The 18,809-nt window shown below is 59.8% G+C and carries 15 protein-coding genes and 2 pseudogenes; 5 read left to right on the forward strand and 12 right to left on the reverse strand.

Features of this window, described 5'->3' with window-relative positions; genetic code table 11:
• Positions 1-5: 5 nt before the first annotated feature.
• Positions 6-1,247, reverse strand: coding sequence for an aconitase X (locus EV147_RS20000; RefSeq protein ID WP_130392961.1), 1,242 nt, complete (start codon positions 1,245-1,247; stop codon positions 6-8).
• A gap of 290 nt (positions 1,248-1,537) precedes the next feature.
• Here EV147_RS20000 and EV147_RS20005 point away from each other — a divergent pair, with 290 nt between their 5' ends.
• The gene (locus EV147_RS20005) at positions 1,538-2,437 is read left to right on the forward strand and encodes a LysR family transcriptional regulator (RefSeq protein WP_130392962.1); all 900 of its coding nucleotides are present in this window, start codon (positions 1,538-1,540) and stop codon (positions 2,435-2,437) included.
• 222 nt (positions 2,438-2,659) lie between these two features.
• Here EV147_RS20005 and EV147_RS20010 read toward each other — a convergent pair whose 3' ends face one another.
• Genes EV147_RS20010 through EV147_RS20020 form a run of 3 tightly spaced genes read right to left on the reverse strand, consistent with a single transcriptional unit; the run spans position 2,660 to position 5,287 of the window.
• Entirely contained in the window at positions 2,660-4,126 is a 1,467-nt protein-coding gene (locus EV147_RS20010; RefSeq protein ID WP_130392963.1) for an aldehyde dehydrogenase, read from the reverse strand.
• Between the two features lie 28 nt (positions 4,127-4,154).
• Positions 4,155-4,751 (reverse strand): thiamine pyrophosphate-dependent enzyme, encoded by a 597-nt coding sequence (locus EV147_RS20015; RefSeq protein WP_130392964.1) that lies wholly within the window; start codon positions 4,749-4,751, stop codon positions 4,155-4,157.
• Between the two features lie 2 nt (positions 4,752-4,753).
• Positions 4,754-5,287 (reverse strand): thiamine pyrophosphate-binding protein, encoded by a 534-nt coding sequence (locus tag EV147_RS20020; RefSeq protein ID WP_130392965.1) that lies wholly within the window; start codon positions 5,285-5,287, stop codon positions 4,754-4,756.
• Between the two features lie 119 nt (positions 5,288-5,406).
• Here EV147_RS20020 and EV147_RS20025 point away from each other — a divergent pair, with 119 nt between their 5' ends.
• On the forward strand, positions 5,407-6,333 hold the full coding sequence (locus EV147_RS20025) for a LysR family transcriptional regulator (protein ID WP_130392966.1): 927 nt from the start codon (positions 5,407-5,409) through the stop codon (positions 6,331-6,333).
• Positions 6,334-6,363: 30 nt separating this feature from the next.
• Here the strand turns inward: EV147_RS20025 and EV147_RS20030 are convergent, their stop codons facing one another.
• Positions 6,364-7,326 carry a tripartite tricarboxylate transporter substrate binding protein gene (locus tag EV147_RS20030; RefSeq protein ID WP_130392967.1) on the reverse strand — a complete coding sequence of 321 codons (963 nt, stop codon included), beginning with the start codon at positions 7,324-7,326 and terminating at the stop codon, positions 6,364-6,366.
• 790 nt (positions 7,327-8,116) lie between these two features.
• Here EV147_RS20030 and EV147_RS20040 point away from each other — a divergent pair.
• Entirely contained in the window at positions 8,117-8,848 is a 732-nt protein-coding gene (locus EV147_RS20040) for a GntR family transcriptional regulator (RefSeq protein WP_130392968.1), read from the forward strand.
• Between the two features lie 375 nt (positions 8,849-9,223).
• Here the strand turns inward: EV147_RS20040 and infA are convergent, their stop codons facing one another.
• The 5 genes from infA to EV147_RS20065 form a co-directional block, all read right to left on the reverse strand.
• Positions 9,224-9,409, reverse strand: coding sequence for a translation initiation factor IF-1 (infA, locus tag EV147_RS20045; RefSeq protein WP_235844850.1), 186 nt, complete (start codon positions 9,407-9,409; stop codon positions 9,224-9,226).
• Positions 9,410-9,437: 28 nt separating this feature from the next.
• Positions 9,438-9,731, reverse strand: a complete 294-nt coding sequence (locus tag EV147_RS20050; protein WP_235844852.1) for an isochorismatase — start codon at positions 9,729-9,731, stop codon at positions 9,438-9,440.
• Between the two features lie 590 nt (positions 9,732-10,321).
• Complete coding sequence (locus tag EV147_RS20055; protein WP_130392969.1) at positions 10,322-11,041, reverse strand: hypothetical protein; 720 nt, start codon at positions 11,039-11,041, stop codon at positions 10,322-10,324.
• Between the two features lie 110 nt (positions 11,042-11,151).
• Complete coding sequence (gene aceE, locus EV147_RS20060; RefSeq protein WP_130392970.1) at positions 11,152-13,848, reverse strand: pyruvate dehydrogenase (acetyl-transferring), homodimeric type; 2,697 nt, start codon at positions 13,846-13,848, stop codon at positions 11,152-11,154.
• Between the two features lie 157 nt (positions 13,849-14,005).
• Entirely contained in the window at positions 14,006-14,530 is a 525-nt protein-coding gene (locus tag EV147_RS20065) for a MarR family winged helix-turn-helix transcriptional regulator (RefSeq protein WP_130392971.1), read from the reverse strand.
• A gap of 170 nt (positions 14,531-14,700) precedes the next feature.
• Between EV147_RS20065 and EV147_RS20070 the strand changes: the two genes are divergently transcribed.
• Positions 14,701-15,183: a YkgB family protein gene (locus EV147_RS20070; protein ID WP_235844854.1), complete on the forward strand. Its 483-nt coding sequence runs from the start codon at positions 14,701-14,703 to the stop codon at positions 15,181-15,183.
• 50 nt (positions 15,184-15,233) lie between these two features.
• Here the strand turns inward: EV147_RS20070 and EV147_RS20075 are convergent.
• Positions 15,234-16,453, reverse strand: a pseudogene (locus tag EV147_RS20075) (ISL3 family transposase).
• Positions 16,454-16,670: 217 nt separating this feature from the next.
• Here EV147_RS20075 and EV147_RS20080 point away from each other — a divergent pair.
• Positions 16,671-17,193: pseudogene (locus EV147_RS20080) on the forward strand (RrF2 family transcriptional regulator).
• Between the two features lie 98 nt (positions 17,194-17,291).
• Here EV147_RS20080 and EV147_RS20085 read toward each other — a convergent pair.
• On the reverse strand, positions 17,292-18,503 hold the full coding sequence (locus tag EV147_RS20085; protein ID WP_130392974.1) for an NAD(P)/FAD-dependent oxidoreductase: 1,212 nt from the start codon (positions 18,501-18,503) through the stop codon (positions 17,292-17,294).
• Positions 18,504-18,809: the final 306 nt, after the last annotated feature.

Consider the following 18,809-nt stretch of genomic DNA (forward strand, 5'->3'; position numbering starts at 1 on the left):
GATGCTTACCTCCAGACGCCAGCGACGGCGGCGTTCATGACTCGTTGCAGATTCCCGTAGTGCGTGGGCAGGCCAAACTGGCCCGGCGCATAAAATGCCATCTTTGCGGAGTTGGTCGTGAGCGTTCTGTAGCCCTTTGCGGGTGCAATCACGCGACTGCGTGCCAGGAACGGGCAGGTTTCGCGCACCACCACGCCGCCTGCATCTTCGATGGTCTTGATGTAGCCCATGCGTTCCGCCATCGCATACATGGCGCCCGCCGTGGTGACCCACAGGGTAATGTCCTTGTGAACCGTCTTGCCTTCCAACGCTTCTGCAACTTCGCGGATTTCCTGGACCGACGCATTGGGACAGCCAACGAGAATCCAGTCCACGTGGTCGGTCGGCTCCTTGTTCAGTGCGGCCTCAGCTTGCTCCTTCTCTGCCTGGCCGAACACCAGCACCTTTTCTGGTTCGCCGCCGCCGAACGCTTCCTCGAGCGTCGGGGCTTCCGGCGTTACGCCCACCGCGTGGAACATGCTCACTGCGCCCGAGGCGGCCAGCGCCGCGCTCAACGCTTTGAGCTCTTCCAGCGTCGGCGTGGTCGGGATGCCAGTGAACACCGGAGTGTCCTGGCCAGCAATTTTGCCGGCGAAGTAGCCGAGCGTGCCGTAGTCCGTCATATCGCTGAGCGGCACTTCTACCTTGATGAGGAATTTGCCGTAGCGGTTTTCCTTCAGGTGAAAGCCATATTCAGGCGTACGACCGGTCAGCGCCGATGCAAGTCCGCTCGGACCACCTTCACGGTTGGTGCGCGCACCGCAGACGGAGTTCGCGTAGACCACTGCCGACGATTCGCCCCAGGCCATGTGCTCACCGAAACGCGGCGAGTTGCCGGTCAGGTAGGGAATACAGGTGTTGCAGGTGTTCGCGCCCATGTCGGCATAGGCATCTGTGAGGCGAGTCTGTAGGACCGCATCCGATTCGGGAATGCCGATGTCCTTCCACTGGGTCGGGTCGACGGCCGTCGGGTTGGTCGTGACGCGGGTGACGAAGGTACCGCCTTGCTTGCGGATGTCTTCGACGAAGCGCGTGCCCGCCTCTTCGGCAACCAACACGGAAGAGCCAGCCATGTGTACGTTGTTGACTGGAACGAGCCGGGCGGCTCCGAAGCTCTCGCCCAAGGCCACCAGGATTTCCATGGCCTTTTTGACGGCGGGACCTTTGTTCCCATTCAACATCTGAGTCTCTTCTTCAGTCAGCAACATACCGATGTCTCCGTGTTCTCCCCTACCGCAGTTACGGCCTACGGGGCCCGGGAAGCCAAGCTATCCGCGGGTTGAAATCGTCGCGTGCAGCCCCACGGATGACCAAGGTGATGCCGAGTGTTTGCATCGCCGCTGCTTTGTGGGGAGCACCTTCTTTGTTGGGCCGCCATCGCAGGCAGTCGAGGTATGGATGTATTTTGGTTCTCGATTTACGGAAGAAAAAGCGATAAATTGGAATCCATATACATTCTTTTTTGCGATGTTTCCGGGAAGATTTCAGGAGCCGACAGATGACATTCAAGCAGCTCGAAGCGATTTACTGGGTGGTGCACCTGGGCGGATTTGCCCAGGCCGCTAACAGAATGCACACGACCCAGTCCGCAGTTTCGAAACGCATCCAGGAGTTGGAGGCGCTATTCGACACCCCTCTATTCGACCGTTCAATGCGCTCAGCCCGTCTCACCGAGAAGGGGGAAGAGATGTACTTGTTGGCGAAACGATTACTGGAGGAGAGAGATGCCGCAGTCGAGCAGTTCCAGCGTCCCGAAGTACTGGAGCGCCACGTACGCGTGGGCGTCACCGAATTGACGGCGATGACCTGGCTGCCGCGCCTCATTGGCGCGATTCAGGAAACGTACCCAAGAGTCATCATCGAGCCGCATGTCGATGTGAGCGTGGTGCTCCGCGACAAACTACTCGCGGACGAGGTCGACCTCATGGTGGTTCCTGAAGTCTTTGATGACCACCGGTTTGCAGTGACACGCGTCGGCGCTGTGGAGAACGCCTGGATGTGCAAGCCCGGTTTGGTACCCCGCCGAAAGCGGCACCAGATGCATGAACTGGCTCAACAGCGGCTGCTGGCTCAGGACAGCCGCTCGGGGACGGGCCAGCTCTACAACAAATGGCTACATGCCCAAGGTGTCAAATCGGAAAACGTCCTGTACAGCAATAGCGTCGTTGCAATCATAGGACTGACCGTGTCGGGGATGGGAATCAGCTACCTTCCCAAGTCTTGCCTTGCTCCGATGGTCGAAGCTGGCGCGCTTGAAGTACTTCAAATCAGCCCAGCGCTTCCGCAAGCGAATTACGCCGCAGTCTGCAAGATCGAGAGGAAGAGCGTGCTGGTCTCTTCCATCATCGAGTTGGCGAAGGGCACATGCGATTTCAGCCGAATGTTCCAGACCGACTGATGTATGCCACAAACAGAAAAGGGACTGTCCTACCGCAGCTCACGCAATAGTCATGACGACCGCGCTTGAACAACTCGGAATGACCGCACAACTTCGCACCTGGCGACAAGCAACTCAATGGCGCCGGCCTCGCCCTCCAGGGACACCGTTTGGGACAGAGAAGAAACATCCAGGAACGTAGTGCGGCGCGCGTCACCCCTCTACTCTAGAAGCCTCGGCGCACTAGCGAATCGTGAAAGGGTTTCCCGTGGGTGCGCCAGTATTGATCCAAACGCTCTTTGTCTGGAGGTACGACTCAATCGCCGAGAGCCCATTCTCCCGGCCAAGGCCAGAGTCCTTGTATCCGCCGAACGGCGACATGAAGCTTACAGCGCGATATGTATTGACCCAGACGGTGCCGGCTTGAATTCGGTCTGACATGCGAAATGCGCGGCCGATATCGCGTGTCCAGACGCCTGCGCCGAGCCCGTAGCAACTGTCATTCGCAATCGCCACCGCGTCGTCTTCGGTCCTGAATTTCAGAATCGACAGGACCGGTCCAAACACTTCTTCTTGAGCGATTTGCATCTTCGGCTCGACATTGGAGAATATCGTTGGCTCGACAAACCAACCGCCACGACTTGCCGGCTTTCCACCTAGCAAGAGCGTTGCTCCTTCCGCCTTAGCAATCTCGATGTAGGACAGAACCTTTTCGTATTGTGCCGCTGTCGTAATTGGCCCAACCTGCGTAGTGGCCTCCATCGGATTTCCCAGTTTCGCAGTCTTAGCCAATGCAAGAAGCTTCTCGACGAATGCGTCATAAATGCCTTCCTGGAGAAGAAGACGAGAGCCGGCAATGCACGTCTGACCGCTGGCAGCAAAGATACCGGAAACAGCGCCATTGACGGCGTCATCGAGATTGGCATCTTCGAAGACGATGTTGGGCGATTTGCCCCCCAACTCCAGGCTCACATGTTTGAACTGTGCAGCGCACTGCTGGTTGATGACCCGGCCCGTTGCGTCAGAGCCCGTGAACGTCACCTTCTTCACCAACGGATGCGTCACGAGCGGAGAGCCAACCTCCCCGCCAAACCCGGTCACCACGTTGAACACTCCCGGCGGAAATCCTGCGTCCTGGAAGAGGACTGCCAGTTCGAGCGCAGAGACCGACGTGAACTCCGACGGCTTGACAACAACCGTGCAACCAGCGGCTAACGCCGGCGCAATCTTCCATGCCAGAAGCATCAGCGGCGAATTCCATGGCGTGATGGCTGCAACCACTCCAAGCGGTTCCTTGCGCGTGTAGTTGAAGTAGCCCTTCTTGTCCAAGGGAATAACCGCCCCTTCAACCTTGTCGGCGAGACCGCCGAAATAGTAGAACCACTGTGGCAGATACTTCAACTGGGCACCCATCTCCGCCAACAGTTTGCCGTTGTCCTGCACTTCAAACTCGGCCAGGCGGTCAGCATTCTCGGCGATGAGATCCCCGAGTTTCCGAAGCAAAGCGCCACGCTGCGTAGCCGTCATCTCCGCCCACGGCCCCGAGCGGAAAGCCCTGTCCGCCGCCCGCACGGCACGGTCGACATCTGCGGTCCCGCCGCGAGCCACTCCAGCCCAAGGTTGCCCGGTGTACGGATTGTGGGTCTCGAACCAGCGGCCGTCGGCCGCGTTGTCAAAGGCCCCATCAATGAACATTGGATACTGCTTCATGGCACTTTTCTCTCTTCAGCCTTGATGTTTAGAAAGGGGCCAAACCAAGATGCTCGCGGAAGCGGTTCTTGACGTAGACACCATCCCGCGACGGCAGAGCGCGCTGGGGTTCTTCGGTCGAAATGTAGACCTGCGCGACCGTCATCCCATCTGCTTTCCGGATTTCACCAACCAGGGAGTCCAACTCCTCGACGTTGGAAATCTCGAGTGTCTTCGGAACACCAACAGCCTTCGCGACTTGCGAGAGATTGGTGCCCAGGCTGGTATGGCTCTGCTGCATTCCCGTTTCGCCGAAGTGTCCGTTGTCCAGGATAACGACAGAGAGATTGTTGAGACGCTGCGCCGCGGCCGTGGCCAGGCTGCCGATACCCATGAGCTGCTCACCATCACCCGTGATGGCAATCACGGTCTTCTCGGGCTGCGCCACGGCCAGGCCGAGCGCCAAGGAGGTGGAGCCGCCCATCGCACCCCACAGGTAGAAGTTGCTGGCGCGGTCACCGGCGGCGAACACATCGTAGGAAGGCGAGCCGAGACCGGAGACGACCAGCGCCTCGGGAAATTGCTTCAGGAGTTCTGCCACGAACTTGCGGCGGTCGATACCGTTCTTGGGGGTAGAGGTCGTCATGTTCAGCGCATCCACTTTTTGCGGCCAATCAGGCTCTGGGACAGAAGGATTGCAACGCGGTTGCCGGCGTCGAACGCGGACACGAGGCCAGCGTCCACAATCTCCGCCGCCTCGTCTGGGGAGTTTACTCGGTAGACCGTGATACCCATGAGCTCAAGCGCCCCCTCCGTCGCGAGTCCCATCGAGTTTTGCCATGGGTTGAACTCGGCGTACTCGCCTCGCATCGTCACGAGCGTGAAGAACGGGAAACGGCAGCTGTCGAGAAGCGAGAACATGTTCACGCAATTGCCTACGCCGCTGCTCTGCATCAGCAGCACAGCTCGCTGACCACCGAGCCATGCGCCGCTGACCACAGCCACGCCCTCTTCCTCAGTGGTAAGCACGATGTCCCGGATATCCGGGTCAGCCTTGGCACGTTTGATGACATGCGAATGGCCAGCATCGGGCACATACGCGACCTGTTGGACATTGTTCTCTTTGAGGGTCTGGAAGATGGCCTCATGCCACTCAAGCGGCTCGGAGTTGGGACTGGTCATAGTGGGCAGTGGGTACTCGTTAGGGGGGCAACGCTGCTATCATAGTTTTGTTGGTGAATGACTATGAAATACAATTATCTGATGCCAGGCATCACGATTCTGAATAGGACGGGGACCCCATGGATATCAAGCAGCTGCGCGCCCTCCTTGCGATTGCCGAGACGGGTAGCGCCACCAAGGCAGCAGACCTCTTGCGCATCGTTCAGCCCGCAGTGTCGAGGCATGTGCGCCTCCTGGAAGAAGAGCTGGGCGTGGAGCTTTTTGAACGTGAGCGGCATGGCATGGTGCTCACCGAGGCCGGCCGAACAATGGCGGAGTACGGTCGTCGCGCCATCCAGGAACTCGACCGCGCGAAGGCGCAAATCAAGCCCGCAAGCCGCGAACTGTCGGGCACTGCAGCTATTGGCCTGCTTCCCAGCACCTGCGAGCTCCTCGCGACGGAACTCGTCTCTGCGGTGAAAGCAAAACACCCACAACTGGTCGTCCGAATCAACGCCGGGTATGCAGGCAACGTGCTGGAGTGGCTGGAGGCTGGCGACGTCGAAGTCGCGTTGCTCTACGACACCATAGTGTCTTCGAACCTTGCCGTCGAACCGCTGCTCGATGAGCAGCTGTATCTCATCGGCGCACCGGGAACGCTGAGTGGTAGCGAGCAGACGATTGAAGGCCTGAAGGACATCCCCCTCGTCTTACCCAACGCTCATCACGGATTGCGAGGCGTGGTCGAGCACGCATGCGCAGTGGCGGGCATCACGCCAACGGTGGCCATGGAAACGAATGCGCTTAGCGTACAGAAAGCCCTCGTTGCACAAGGTTTCGGTTACTCAGTGTTGCCCAGTTCCGCCATATCCGGAGAACTGGAAGCGGGCACGCTCGCTGGGGCGCCCATCGTCTCGCCGAATCTCTCCCGACGCATCGTCATCGCTCAGGCGAGCAGTCGCCGCCCCTCCCCAGCTAGCAGCTTCGTCGCCGGGGAGCTGGTTGCACTGATGCGGCGCCTTGTTCTTGACGGAGCATGGCCCGGAGCAACCTGGATTGGCGCATGAGGCGTAACGCCTGCGATGCGCTGGCGGGTGTCATTCCTGCTGGATGCTGCCCGCCTTGATAACCTCTGCCCAACGACGCGTTTCCGCTTTCACGAAAGCCGCTGCTTTTTCAGGCGTGGAGTCCAGAACGGGTTCCACACCAATTTTTTGCATGCGCTGTTGGACATCGGGATCTTTTACTGTGGCAAGCAGTGTAGCGCTCAGCTTCTCCACCACAGCGGCGGGAGTTCCCTTGGGAACCATCACCATGTTCCAGATTGAGGTCTCATAGGAAGGGAAACCTGCTTCCTTCATCGTCGGCACGTTGGGAAGCACCGATGAGCGCGTGGCCGTGGTCACGGCGAATGCCTTCAGCTTGCCCGACTGCACCATTGGAGCGGCCGTCGACACTGCGTCGGTGATGAACGGAATATCGCCAGAAATCACCGATTGAATCGCCTGGCTGGCACCGCGGAACGGGACATGGGTGACCTGCAGTTTCTCCTGGTTTGCCAGCAGTTCGACGGCCATATGCAATGCGCTTCCCTTGCCCGCGGAGCCATAGGTGTACTTTCCCGGATTCTTCTTGATGTCGTCGATGAATTCCTTGGCCGTATTTGCTTTCACGGAGGGGTTCACGGCGAGCACCATGGGAACCGAGGCCACGACCGACACTGGAACGACATCATCGGAATCGTACGGCAGACGCTTGTACAGCGACGCATTGATAGCGTGTGAGCTGGTGCCGAGAAGAAGCGTATAGCCATCCGCCTTCGACTTGGCTACCGCGTCAGTCGCGATACTGCCGCCCGCCCCAGCCCGGTTTTCTACAACTACCGACTGGCCGAGAAGCGCACTCATTTTGTTGGCGACAATCCGAGCCACCAGGTCGGTACTTCCACCTGCGGCGAAGCCAACGATAAGACGCACGGGGTGGTCAGGATAGTTTTGCTGTGCGCAAGCGCTGCAGGAGATGAGGGCGCCAACCCCCACTTTGATGATGAAGTTTTTCATGTCTCTTCCGTGTAGTTGTGTTTTGTGGGTTAGCGCCTGCTACACCCCTGTGAACTCATGTTATCCACGGAAGCCTGCGATAGAGAAATAGAATATTCATAGCCTGCCATCACCGAATTGCATACCTCGCCGACCAGACTATTGCGAACCAAATTTTGGGCAAAGCAACAAAAATGGCCTGCGCTTGGCGGGGCCGAAAAGGTCCCAGAACGGAACCCGCTTTGGACTGAGCAATCGAAGCGTGACTTTAGGGTGCTTCGACCTTCATCATTTCGGAAGCGGCCGCTATTTCCGCTCTCGGACTTCATTCAGGTTTGGAGGCCAGCGGGCGTTTGCCTGTCGACGGGAACGACTTGCGCGCCGAGTTCATCCAGCCGCTTGGCGACCACTGGGTCCTTCAGCGCCTGCTGGAGCGCCTTTGTCAGCCTTGCCGTCACAGCTGGAGACGTGTCGTCTCTCCGATGTGTGTAACGGATTTCGCTAACGTATTCGTCTGACCGTTCGGTGGAGAGCGGTAGTCCACGAGATAACAAGCCGCCATCCGCGGGTGCACGGCGCATTGGCCCACTTAGCGATTGCTAAGTGCCTGATTGCGGGGCATTCCGCCTAGCTTTTCATGTCATGCAAAATTTGTGCTTCTAATGCATTGGTCCACATGCTGCGATCTTGTGGCAATCAGGCAGGAATTCCTATATGTTCGAACATATCTGCCACCATACGAACATCTCTTAGAGATCAGTGTTAACCCTTACGTGGCGGCGCGAAAGACGCCACGTGCATTGAACAACCAATGAGCAAGACAAACTCCGCAGAGATCAGCCGCACGCTGCTCGACGGCATTAAGACGGGTCGTTTTCCGGTGGGCGCTCTGCTCCCTACCGAGTTCGAGCTATGCGAGCAATTCCAGGCCAGCCGCTACACGATTCGGGCGGTATTGCAGGAGTTGCAGGACATGGGGCTGGTGTCGCGCCGCAAGAACGTGGGCACGCGCGTCGAGGCCACGCGGCCGAAAGCCGTGTTCAAGCCGACGCTGGCGTCGGTGGAAGACCTGATGCAGTTCGGTGAAGCGCACCGCCGCGTCGTGCAGTCCGTGGAGACGGTGATCGCGCCGGCGGAGGTGGCGGCCGATCTCGGCGGCCCACCTGATACGCAATGGCTGCGCATCTCCAGCGTGCGTTTGGACGACGGGGCCAGCGCCGCGCCGATGGCATGGACCGACATCTATATCGATGCCTGCTATGCCGACATCGGGCCGATCGTACGTGACACGCCGGACGTGCTCGTCAGTTCCTTGATCCAGTCACGCCATGGACGGTCAATCGCCGAGATCGAACAGGATGTACGAGCCTCGACGCTGCAGGATGCGCGCATCGGCGATGCGCTTGGACTGGCGCTCGGTGCACCCGTACTGAAAATCATCCGCCGCTATTTTGACGAAACGGGCGAGACGTTCGAGGTTTCGGTGACGATCCATCCCGCGGAAACCTTCTCCGTGACGACGCGAATGAAGCGTACCAGCTGATCAGAGCATGACAACGGCCATAGATATTCTTGATGAGAGAAGATCTTTTTCGATGACTGGCAACCGCATAGAGCGTTGAAGTATCGTTCGCCTCGGGGGTTCCGGCGGGCCGCAATATGATCAACTTAGCGGTGTTTGGGTGACCTGACTTACAGGGTCAACTCCACAAGCTTCGGGACGGGGCGGAGTGATAGATCGAAGGAATTTGTTCCGGCCAATAGCGGACTTCGTCCGTGCCGTGCCGATCGTCGCGCCACAACTGTGCCTGTGCCGGATTGGCCATGCGTAGTGCCGAAGCCCAGCCCGATTTCGTAGGAGGGATGCTCGCTAAGAGTGGTCGGAAGCTGCCTTCGGCACCAAGCTCGCTCGCACCGATCAGGACTTGTGGCGATAGTTGATTCGACCCTTTGTGAGGTCATATGGCGACATTACGAGCGTAACGCGGTCACCTGCAAGAACGCGTATGCGATTCTTCTTCAACCGCCCCGAGGAGTACGCCCAGACCTCGAAGCCGTTTTCCAGAATGACCCGGAAGCGGTTGTCCGGCAGGACTTCCGACACCTTACCGCCAAATTACACCAGTTCTTCTTTAGCCAAGATTGCTCCTCGCCGTAGCTAGGGGGCTACGTGATGAGGTGACGCGATCGTCTGCATGCACCAGTTGCTGTACACGCATGCCGACGGCGACGCGCTCACCTGCGCGGCGGGCCGCTTGCTTGGCCCTGAGCTCGGAGCCGTGCGTGGCATGCCGCATCGAGACGTTGGCGACGACGCGCTCGGAGCCATTGCTGTACTCCGAGATCATGTAGTTTGCGAACCAAACGCCTGGTGTTTGCTGGATGGGATACACCGAGACGGTGAATGGAGTGATGCTTGTATTCAAATTGTTCCTGTCGAGAGGCACTCGATCTGATAGCGTCGTCTGGCACCACTCGGTACGAGCGGGTGCGCTTAACGGCAGTCGGTAGCCATTGGAAAAAACAGTGTCGCTCTCGCGCGCTTGCGGAGGCGAAGAACTGAGGTGAGATGGACCTTGCTTTCGCAACCCGACGCTCTAGATTTGCGCGCCAGTTGCGGAGCGGACATTGCCGCAGGTCAGATGTGGTTGGGGGCGCCCGTCACTACAAAAGGATCGTGTGTACGCCCGAGAGGCCGCGATTGCTCTTCTACTGATTTTGTCTGCGGCCGGCACCTTGACATCGAGACGAGTCGACGTATAGGAAGGGAGCCAATGATACCACTACTGGCGGTTTGCCGCTGGCGGGGGCCATGCCGTTGGCACAATCGCATTCCGCCGATCGATCTTCCAGGCACTAGGCCGGCCACAATGTCCTCGCCATGGCACACTGCTGCGCGCTTGGCTTGACCCAGGTTGGACCATTGGACGTGAGGAACGGTGAAGACCCGACCAGTAATAATCAAAGCTTGGTGAATAGATATCTCCTTGGACTGACAGCCTTGATTGGCCGTCCCTCATGTCAACCGAAAGTTGCTCAGTTCGATGGAGACCAGCAAGAGCTCTCGGATTGGGTGCAGACCGGGGCCACGCAGATAGGCTCTACGTTTCGTGGGGAAACGCAGCCCATTCACCTCCACCATCTCGCTGACATATTGCGCCGCAGGAAATCCCCCTGCGACATCCACATGGTAATCGTGCCTGCGTAACAGACCGTCATCGCCAAAGTAGAATTCCTGCGCTCTGCAATGGGTGGCGATGTCGTCCGGAAACCGCACCCGCAAACCACGCCAGTGCTCACTTCCCTCGACCCACGGCGGGATGTCATCGACCTCGAATCCTGGCATTGCCAGATGAAATGGCGACGTCAGATACGTCCACATGGCATACCCGTTGAAGTACGCACGGTGCAGCGGGTCCCAGGGCGTCTCCATGCGATGTCCCGCAAAGGACGCACGTGGATTCAGGCGTTCGGCAACGACAACTCCAGATGTCGTTTCGATGACGATCCGATCGGGTGTGAATGCCGTGCGCCAGTCCTGCTGGCCAAATGGGCAAACAGAGGCGGATTGCCTATGGAGTGCAATTGTCATCTCCCGAGGGGCGGTGTCCTGAACCAATCCCTTCATCCCCCACAGTCCCCCGCCGGTGACGATGGTCGCCGTCAAGGAACCGAATGCGTCCCATCGGTCGAGGCCACCGTGCGCGTCGAAAACCTCCGCCAGTAGTTCTTTCATTTGCAGGTCCTCCGATGCACGCTGGAAAATCCATCGTAGGTCTGGTTCTTCATACAACCAACCCCATCTCTTCGACGGTCCACCATCTTGTGGACCGCCGCGTATGCCAATCAAGCATGCAACGGGTTCGGCTTCTCCGGATCGATGCCGTATTTGCGAATGGCCTCCGAGACACGGGCGGGTGGGATGGCTCCGTCATCCGCCAGCGCCTTCAATGCGGCGACCACGATCCATTGACGATCCACCTCGAAAAAATGCCGCAATGCCGCTCGAGTATCGGAACGCCCAAAGCCATCAGTGCCCAGGACGACGAACTTCTGCGGCACATAGGCCCGGATCTGATCCGCAAGCGCACGGATATAGTCGGTCGCCACAACGACCGGACCGCGTGCATCGCCGAGCAGTTGCGTCACGTGCGGCACACGTGGCGGCGCTTCGGGATGCAGCAGGTTGTGTCGTTCGGCGGCTCGACCGTCGCGGGCAAGCTCGGTCAGTCCCGGCACCCCCCACACGTCCGCTGCCACACCCCAATCCTGCTGGAGCAATTCGGCTGCCGCGATCACCTCATTGAAAATCGTGCCCGCACCCATCAGTTGCACACGCGGAACGGAAGGCGCGGCCTGAGACTTGCTGAACGCGTACATGCCCTTCAGGATATGCTGCGCCACGTCCGGTCCCTCCGGCATGGCCGGCTGCGCGTAGGATTCGTTCATGACGGTGATGTAGTAGTAGACGTCTTCCTGCTCCTGCACCATCCGGCGCAATCCATCCTGCACAATCACGGCCAATTCGTATGCGAACGACGGGTCATAGCTGATGCAGTTCGGCACTGACGACGCCCACAGCAACGAATGGCCATCCTCGTGCTGCAAGCCTTCTCCATTGATCGTCGTCCGTCCTGATATGCCGCCGAGCAGAAACCCGCGCGCGCGCATGTCGGCTGCTGCCCAGGCGAGATCGCCCACGCGCTGAAAGCCGAACATCGAATAGAAGATGTAGAACGGCACCATGGGCTCGCCATGCGTGGAATATGACGTTGCCGCCGCGATCCAATCTGCCATGCCGCCGGCCTCGTTGATGCCTTCCTGCAAGAACTGGCCAGTGGCCGACTCCCTGTAGGACGTCAGCGCCTCGGCATCCTGCGGCGTATAGCGCTGGCCATCCTGGTTCCAGATGCCGATCTGCCGGAAGAGCCCTTCCATGCCAAACGTGCGCGACTCGTCCGGTACGATCGGCACAATGCGCTGGCCCAGTACCTTGTCTCGCAGGAGGCTGCCGAGGATGCGTACGAAAGCCATGGTGGTTGACATGCCCCGCCCTTCGGGTGATGCCTTGAGCAGCGCGTCGAATGCCGACAGGTCGGGCACTGGCAACGATGCCGCCTTCTGCCGCCGCGCCGGCAGGAATCCGCCGAGCGACTGGCGGCGCTCGCGCATATATGTCAGCGCCTTCGATCCTTCGGGCAAGCTGATATACGGTACGTCCTCGATTTCCGCATCGGCAACGGGCAGCGCATACTTGTCGCGCAACGCGAGCAGCGCCTCACGCTGCACCTTCTTCTGCTGATGATTGACGTTCGAAGCCTGCCCCTGGTCTCCCATGCCGTAGCCCTTGATCGTCTTGGCAAGGATCACGGTCGGCACGTCGGTGCTGCGCGCCGCCTCTGCGAATGCCGCGAAGACCTTCTTGGGGTCATGGCCCCCGCGGTCCAGGCCCCACAGATCGTCGTCGGTGTAGTCGGCCACCAGCGTCTTCAGCGCCGGTGTGTTGAAGAAGTGCTCGCGCAGGTAAGCGCCGGACTTCGAACGGTAGGTCTGGTATTCGCCATCAACCACTTCCATCATCCGCTGTGCCAGCGCACCACTTGTGTCGCGTGCGAACAAGTCATCCCAACGGCTGCCCCACAGCACCTTGATCACCCGCCAGCCCGCACCCAGGAAGATGCGTTCGAGCTCTTGCACGATCTTGCCGTTTCCACGCACGGGCCCGTCCAGGCGCTGTAGATTGGCGTTGACCACGAAGACGAGATTGCCCAGGCGCTCCCGGGCCGCCATGCCGATTGCGCCGAGCGATTCGGGCTCGTCCATTTCGCCGTCGCCGAGGAACACCCAGACCTTCCTGTCGTCCGTCTTCGCTATGCCGCGCGCCTGCAAATATTTCATGAAACGGGTCTGGTAGATGGCCATCAATGGGCCCAGTCCCATCGATACCGTGGGGAACTGCCAGAAGTCCGGCATCAGCCAGGGATGAGGATAGGAGGACAGCCCTCGCCCGCCCACCTCGCGCCGATAGTAGTCAAGCTGCTCAGCATCGAGCCGTCCCAACAGGAACGCCCGTGCGTAGATGCCCGGCGACACATGTCCTTGCACGAAGACGAGATCGCCGCCGTGCTCTGGCGTGGGAGCTCTCCAGAAGTGATTGAAGCCTACGTCATAGAGCGTGGCTGCCGAAGCGAACGACGCGATATGCCCGCCAACGTTCGAAGTCTTCCCTGCACGCACTACCATCGCCATGGCGTTCCACCGGGTATAGGCACGAATGTGGCGCTCGAGCTCGCGGTCGCCCGGCATGCGGGGCTGCTGATCGACGGGAATGGTATTGACGTACGGCGTGCCGGCGGAGTGGGGCTGCATCTGGCCGCGCAGGCGTGCATGCGCCATCTGCCGCTCGATAAGGTAGTGCGCACGGTCAGGACCGACATTGCCGAGCACGCCGTCGAGTGCCTCGAGCCACTCCGCTGTTTCCTGCGGGTCGTCATCCCGAGGATCTTTGGCAGTTGCGCTCGGATCAAGTTGCGCGGCAGTCATGGCAGGTCTCCTTCGGTGCTATCCGGTGAGAACAGTCTAGGCCATAACTACGACTTGTACAGTCGTTGTTATTAGACAGATTCCTCGGGTGATTCTGGCATGGCTCATGGCCAGAACAAGGCTTGGAGGGCGCGCCCGGTATGTCACTTCTCTCCGATCAGGTGCGTGGGCAGAGCGCGCCGAACGCATCCATCGGGCAATTGGCGCACGCGTCCTGATTGCACAGGCGGCATACGCCCATCGCCGACGTGGCATCGCTCGGCATGCTGACAAGCATCGCCTCGACCAGCCGCTCCAATGCCAAATGATCGGCGGGAGGAACGTGGCTCAGCACGGACTCGATCGCGACGCGGCGCGCTTCAAGTATGGCTGCCCTCTCCGATTCGCCAGCCGACGTTAGGTGCAGGGCAATAGCCCTGCGATCACTTGCGGCGGGTGTGCGTTGTGCAAAGCCGGCTGCGACGAGCCTGTCGACCATACGCACCGCGCCGGGATGACTCAGCCCGGACACCTTGCCCAACTGGTCGATGGACAATCCTGGCGCGTGGCCGATCACGATCAACGCGGCGGCCGCCTCGCCGCGCAACGATGTGCGCAGATCCACCGCTGCGTGAATCCGATCGGATAGCCCTGTCGCTAGCGCACCGAGCGTGTTTGAGAGTCGAGAAGTGTCCTTTTTCATTCGTCCTTGCCCCGAGTAAAACCATATCCTATCATATGCATGACTCACGCATATATCTGAGAGTTGTTGTGAGGAAGGTTTAGCACCTTCGAAGTTGGCCGCTGGACAGCCTAGGCACTCAGCGATTGACGTACATCCCTAATCTGTTCAGGAGCAACACCATGCACTCAATGTCTTCCTTTTCCTCGACGCACCCACAGGCGGCCGTTCATGACCGTACGGTCTTCCTGTTGCGCTGGTCTCTCGTGGTTGTTTTTCTCTGGTTCGGTGGAATGAAGTTCACCCTTTACGAAGCGCAAGGTATCGCGCCATTCATCGAGCACAGCCCGTTCATGAGCTGGTTGCACACTGCCTTTGGCGTGCGGGGAGCCAGCGCCGTCATCGGTACGCTGGAACTCGCGACCGCCGCCGCGCTGACCGTTGGCGCCTTCCACCGTGGCGTTTCCGTACTCGGTGCCGTGATGTCCTGCGCCACCTACGCCATCACCCTGACGTTCTTCTTCACGACGCCGGGTGTCGCCGAGCCGACTGCCGGCGGATTCCCGGCCATCTCCGCGCCGATCGGCCAGTTCCTGCTGAAGGATCTGGTGTTGCTGGCTGCGTCTGTCGTGCTGCTGCAATCCTCTCTCGCGCAGTGGAAAGCTCGCGCGTAACGCTCGCTGTTCCAAAGACGATGGCGCCTGATGGCGCCATTTTTCTTGGTTCATCGAGGAATTCCGGGGAAGGCATCCGTGATCTTCAGGATGAAGTACCCCTCGTCAAGGTAGCCTTAGGCCAGGCGCTTGATGACTTTGATGGTGTATTGATCCTCTGAACGACGCTCGCGTTTAGGGGATGCCGGCAGCGGGCGATGATGCCGTGCCAGTAGGCCTGCAAGCGCTGAGCGAACAGCTCCAGGGCTGGAATCTGGCTTTGTTTCGCCTGGGCGCACCATTGCCCCCCGGCCTCCTGGGCTCATGCCGGGCGACGATAGAACCACAACCGCTTGAGTTCGTTCCCCCAGGACGTAGATTGTCAGCAACGGTTGATTGGCCTGCAAGACCTCGCTCAGAAGCACGGCATAAGGGTCGCTCGGGTTCTCCTTGTTGCGCAGTAGCAGCCAGCGCGTGAACTTGAGTCTCGCCGGGCCGGACGGTCGTCCCACAGGCGATTAGCCTGATCCACGCGGACCCGGTCAATCACCTCGCGTCCGTATTTGGCTACGACGTGGAAGTGGGCGAAGACCACCTTGGAATGCGGGCAATGCTCGCGAATCTCCAGTTCATAGGTGGTCGTCATGTCAATGGCAACCGCCTCGATGCGTTCGGCCGGGCGCCTGCCGTAGGTTGTTCAAAGCAGGCGCGTGCCGCTTCGCGCGACCCGCCCTGGCCGATCCAGAGCACTTGGCGTCCAATCCGGATCGACGACCACCGTGGCATAGCGATGACCCTTGTGCAGCGCGAACTTGTCCATCGCCAGGCAACGGATGTTGGACCAGTCCGGCTCAACGACACCTCACGCAGGCGGGTCTTGTCGATCGTTTCGACGAAATGCCAACCTAGGTCGTAAAAGGCGCCAGCGCTTGCGCCGTGCAGCTACGCAACCACTGCCCACAGGCCTGCGCCAGCCGGGCTGTGACGCGCTGGTAGCGTCCCAGCCAGTCGAGCCGTTCGAGTCGCGGGCCTCCCCTTGATCGCACCACTTTCGCCTGCGCGGGACATGCAGCACTATCCGGTACTCCAACAGCGGAAGATCGCGCACGCGCCGCACCACAGTCTCATGGACCTGCCGGCGCTTGGACCCGCATTCCTCGCAGTACATAACCTTGCTAACCGGCTTCAGGTACAGCGCCAACATACGGCTGTCCCCTTCGGGCCATTCCACTCGGTCCAGCTTGTAGCCATCCCAGCAGCCCAATGCCTGCGGCGTCTTCCGATCCAGCATTCCATACCTCAACGGCCGTCTTGACGGCCATAGGAATACGGAATGTGGCAATTCAGGCCCCGGTAATCTTCAATGAACAATACTCTTACGGCTACTGGCGGCATTGTGGACCGTGCGGCTGCGCCCTAGGACGAAGAGCCGCCAAAAACACGGCCCTTGCTGTCAGGTCCCTGCTGGTGTAGGCTCCAAACTACGATTTACGCTATCCGAGTTCAGAATGTCCCATATCAGCACGGGGGGTCGAGTATGGCCTGCACTGCCTGCTCTATCTGTCCCGCTCGAACATGGCGGTGGAAGAAGCCAGCGTACGCGACCTGGCAGAGTTGCAAGGCATTCCCAACGAGTTCCTCGCCAAGCTTTTCACGAAGCTTGCGAAGGCAGGACTCGTGGTGGCTACCGAAGGTATCAAGGGCGGGTTTCGGCTGGCGCGTCCACCATCGCGCATCACGGTCTATGATGTCATCGTGGCGATCGATGGAGACAAGCCGCTATTCGAGTGCTGGGAGATTCGCGAGCGCAATGCGGTGTTCGAGGGATGCCCGCCTGCATGGGCCACGCGCGGCGTCTGCACGATTCACGCCGTGATGCAGTCCGCCGAGAAGGCGATGCGTGCCGAGTTGAAGAGTCATACTTTGGCCGATATCGTGGAGCGCACCGTTGATAAGTTGCCCACGGCGTATGGCGGACAGGTGGTGCAGTGGTTGACCGATCGCGCGGCAAACCGGCGAAGTAGCCGATGACATTGCCGATGGGTTAGCCAACGGAGCAGCCGACAAAAAATGCCAACGAAAAAAGGGCGATCCCAGAGGGATCGCCCTTTTTACCTTCTTGCAGCCGGTCAGGCCACGACGATACGGCGCGGGTCCGCCGATGCCAGTGCCTCGGCACGGTTCGCGCTCGGCGGGTAGATCCATTCCGTGTTGATCTTCGTTTTCAATGCCTTGGCTTCGGCACCGGAGAGCTTCACCTGACGGTCCCAACCTTCGGTGTACACAGCGCCCCATGGGCCCAAGTCGAGGCATGTGACGTACTTCGGCTGGCTGTACGGGATCGGCGGGTGGCCGAGCAGGTCAGCCGCCACGTTATGTCCCGCCGACCGGCCCAGGTTCATGGCGTGCTGGCACGACATCGTCGTCACATTGCCCTCGTCATCGGTCGCGGCGCGAGCCACGTCGCCCGTGGCGTAGACGTGCTCGACGCCATGGACCTTCAGATTGCGGTCAACATGGAGGCGGCCGAAGTTGTCACGCTGTGCGGGAATCTGGTCTGTCAGCGTGCTGGCACGCGCACCAGCGGTCCAGATCACGGTGTGCGCATCGATGCGTTCCCCACTCTCGAGCGTGACGCCATGTCCATCCACCGATGCCACACCCGACCCCAGCTTCCACGTCACACCCAGCTCGGTCAGCGCCTCGGTAATCACCGGACGCGGCCCCTGCCCAAGATCCGGGCCGATCTCGCCATTGCGCTCCACCATAATGACGCGCACAGCGGTATCGGCACCCAGCACTTCATGCAGGCGCGCAGGCATCTCGGCCGCCGTTTCAATCCCCGTGAAACCGGCACCGGCAATCACCACCGTATTACGAGCCACGCTGTCGGGGCGTTCTGCCAGATTGTGCAGATGCGCTTCCAGGCGCGAAGCATCGGCCACTTGATCGACATTGAACGCGTGCGTATCGAGGCCGTCGATCGCAGGACGGAACAGACGGCTGCCAGCGGCCAGCACCAGACGATCGTACGTCAGCGTCTGGTGCGACGAATCCGCGCCAACGCCCTTCACTACCACTTCACGCGCGGCCACGTCGATGCGCTCGACAATGCCCTGCACGAAGCGCACACCGGTCGCAGCGAAGATCTCGAGCAGCGGCGCCTTCATCTTCAGGGGGTTCTGTTCGTAGAGCCGAGGGCGCACGTGCAGCGCGGGTTCAAGCGCGACCAGCACGATTTCCACGTCGGTGCGCGCAGCCTCGTCGAGAAGACGAGCCGAAGCGAGGGCGCTCCACATGCCGGCAAAGCCGGCGCCGATGACAAGAATGCGTCGTGACATCTTTACTGCTCCTGATTGAATCTGTACTTCACTGACCAGCGGCGGTGCCGCCTGCGTCTCAGGGCCGCGTGCTTCGCGGCGCCTTAACTACGATTGTAGTAGTCGTAGTAACAGCGAACAAGATTTTTCTCGACCGGGTTTACGCGAAGACATCCTCTGCTTGCAGCAATACGATGGATCGACTATCTTTATCTCCGACTATGTTAGTCGCAGTACAGAACTGGAGTTGATCATGAGACGGTTTGGTTGGGTAGGCTTGCTAAGTGCGATGGCCCTGTTGGCCACCGGCATCACAACGTGGGCTGC

The sequence above is a fragment of the Cupriavidus agavae genome (assembly GCF_004217045.1).
Classification (GTDB): domain Bacteria; phylum Pseudomonadota; class Gammaproteobacteria; order Burkholderiales; family Burkholderiaceae; genus Cupriavidus; species Cupriavidus agavae.

Coding starts and splice junctions, on each gene's coding strand:
- EV147_RS20000 (WP_130392961.1), bottom strand. CDS start 1,247: ATGTTGCTGACTGAAGAAGAGACTCAGATGTTGAATGGGAACAAAGGT.
- EV147_RS20055 (WP_130392969.1), bottom strand. CDS start 11,041: ATGAAAGAACTACTGGCGGAGGTTTTCGACGCGCACGGTGGCCTCGAC.
- EV147_RS20025 (WP_130392966.1), top strand. CDS start 5,407: ATGGATATCAAGCAGCTGCGCGCCCTCCTTGCGATTGCCGAGACGGGT.
- aceE (WP_130392970.1), bottom strand. CDS start 13,848: ATGACTGCCGCGCAACTTGATCCGAGCGCAACTGCCAAAGATCCTCGG.
- EV147_RS20005 (WP_130392962.1), top strand. CDS start 1,538: ATGACATTCAAGCAGCTCGAAGCGATTTACTGGGTGGTGCACCTGGGC.
- EV147_RS20010 (WP_130392963.1), bottom strand. CDS start 4,126: ATGAAGCAGTATCCAATGTTCATTGATGGGGCCTTTGACAACGCGGCC.
- EV147_RS20015 (WP_130392964.1), bottom strand. CDS start 4,751: ATGACGACCTCTACCCCCAAGAACGGTATCGACCGCCGCAAGTTCGTG.
- EV147_RS20065 (WP_130392971.1), bottom strand. CDS start 14,530: ATGAAAAAGGACACTTCTCGACTCTCAAACACGCTCGGTGCGCTAGCG.
- EV147_RS20070 (WP_235844854.1), top strand. CDS start 14,701: ATGTCTTCCTTTTCCTCGACGCACCCACAGGCGGCCGTTCATGACCGT.
- EV147_RS20040 (WP_130392968.1), top strand. CDS start 8,117: ATGAGCAAGACAAACTCCGCAGAGATCAGCCGCACGCTGCTCGACGGC.
- EV147_RS20085 (WP_130392974.1), bottom strand. CDS start 18,503: ATGTCACGACGCATTCTTGTCATCGGCGCCGGCTTTGCCGGCATGTGG.
- EV147_RS20020 (WP_130392965.1), bottom strand. CDS start 5,287: ATGACCAGTCCCAACTCCGAGCCGCTTGAGTGGCATGAGGCCATCTTC.
- EV147_RS20030 (WP_130392967.1), bottom strand. CDS start 7,326: ATGAAAAACTTCATCATCAAAGTGGGGGTTGGCGCCCTCATCTCCTGC.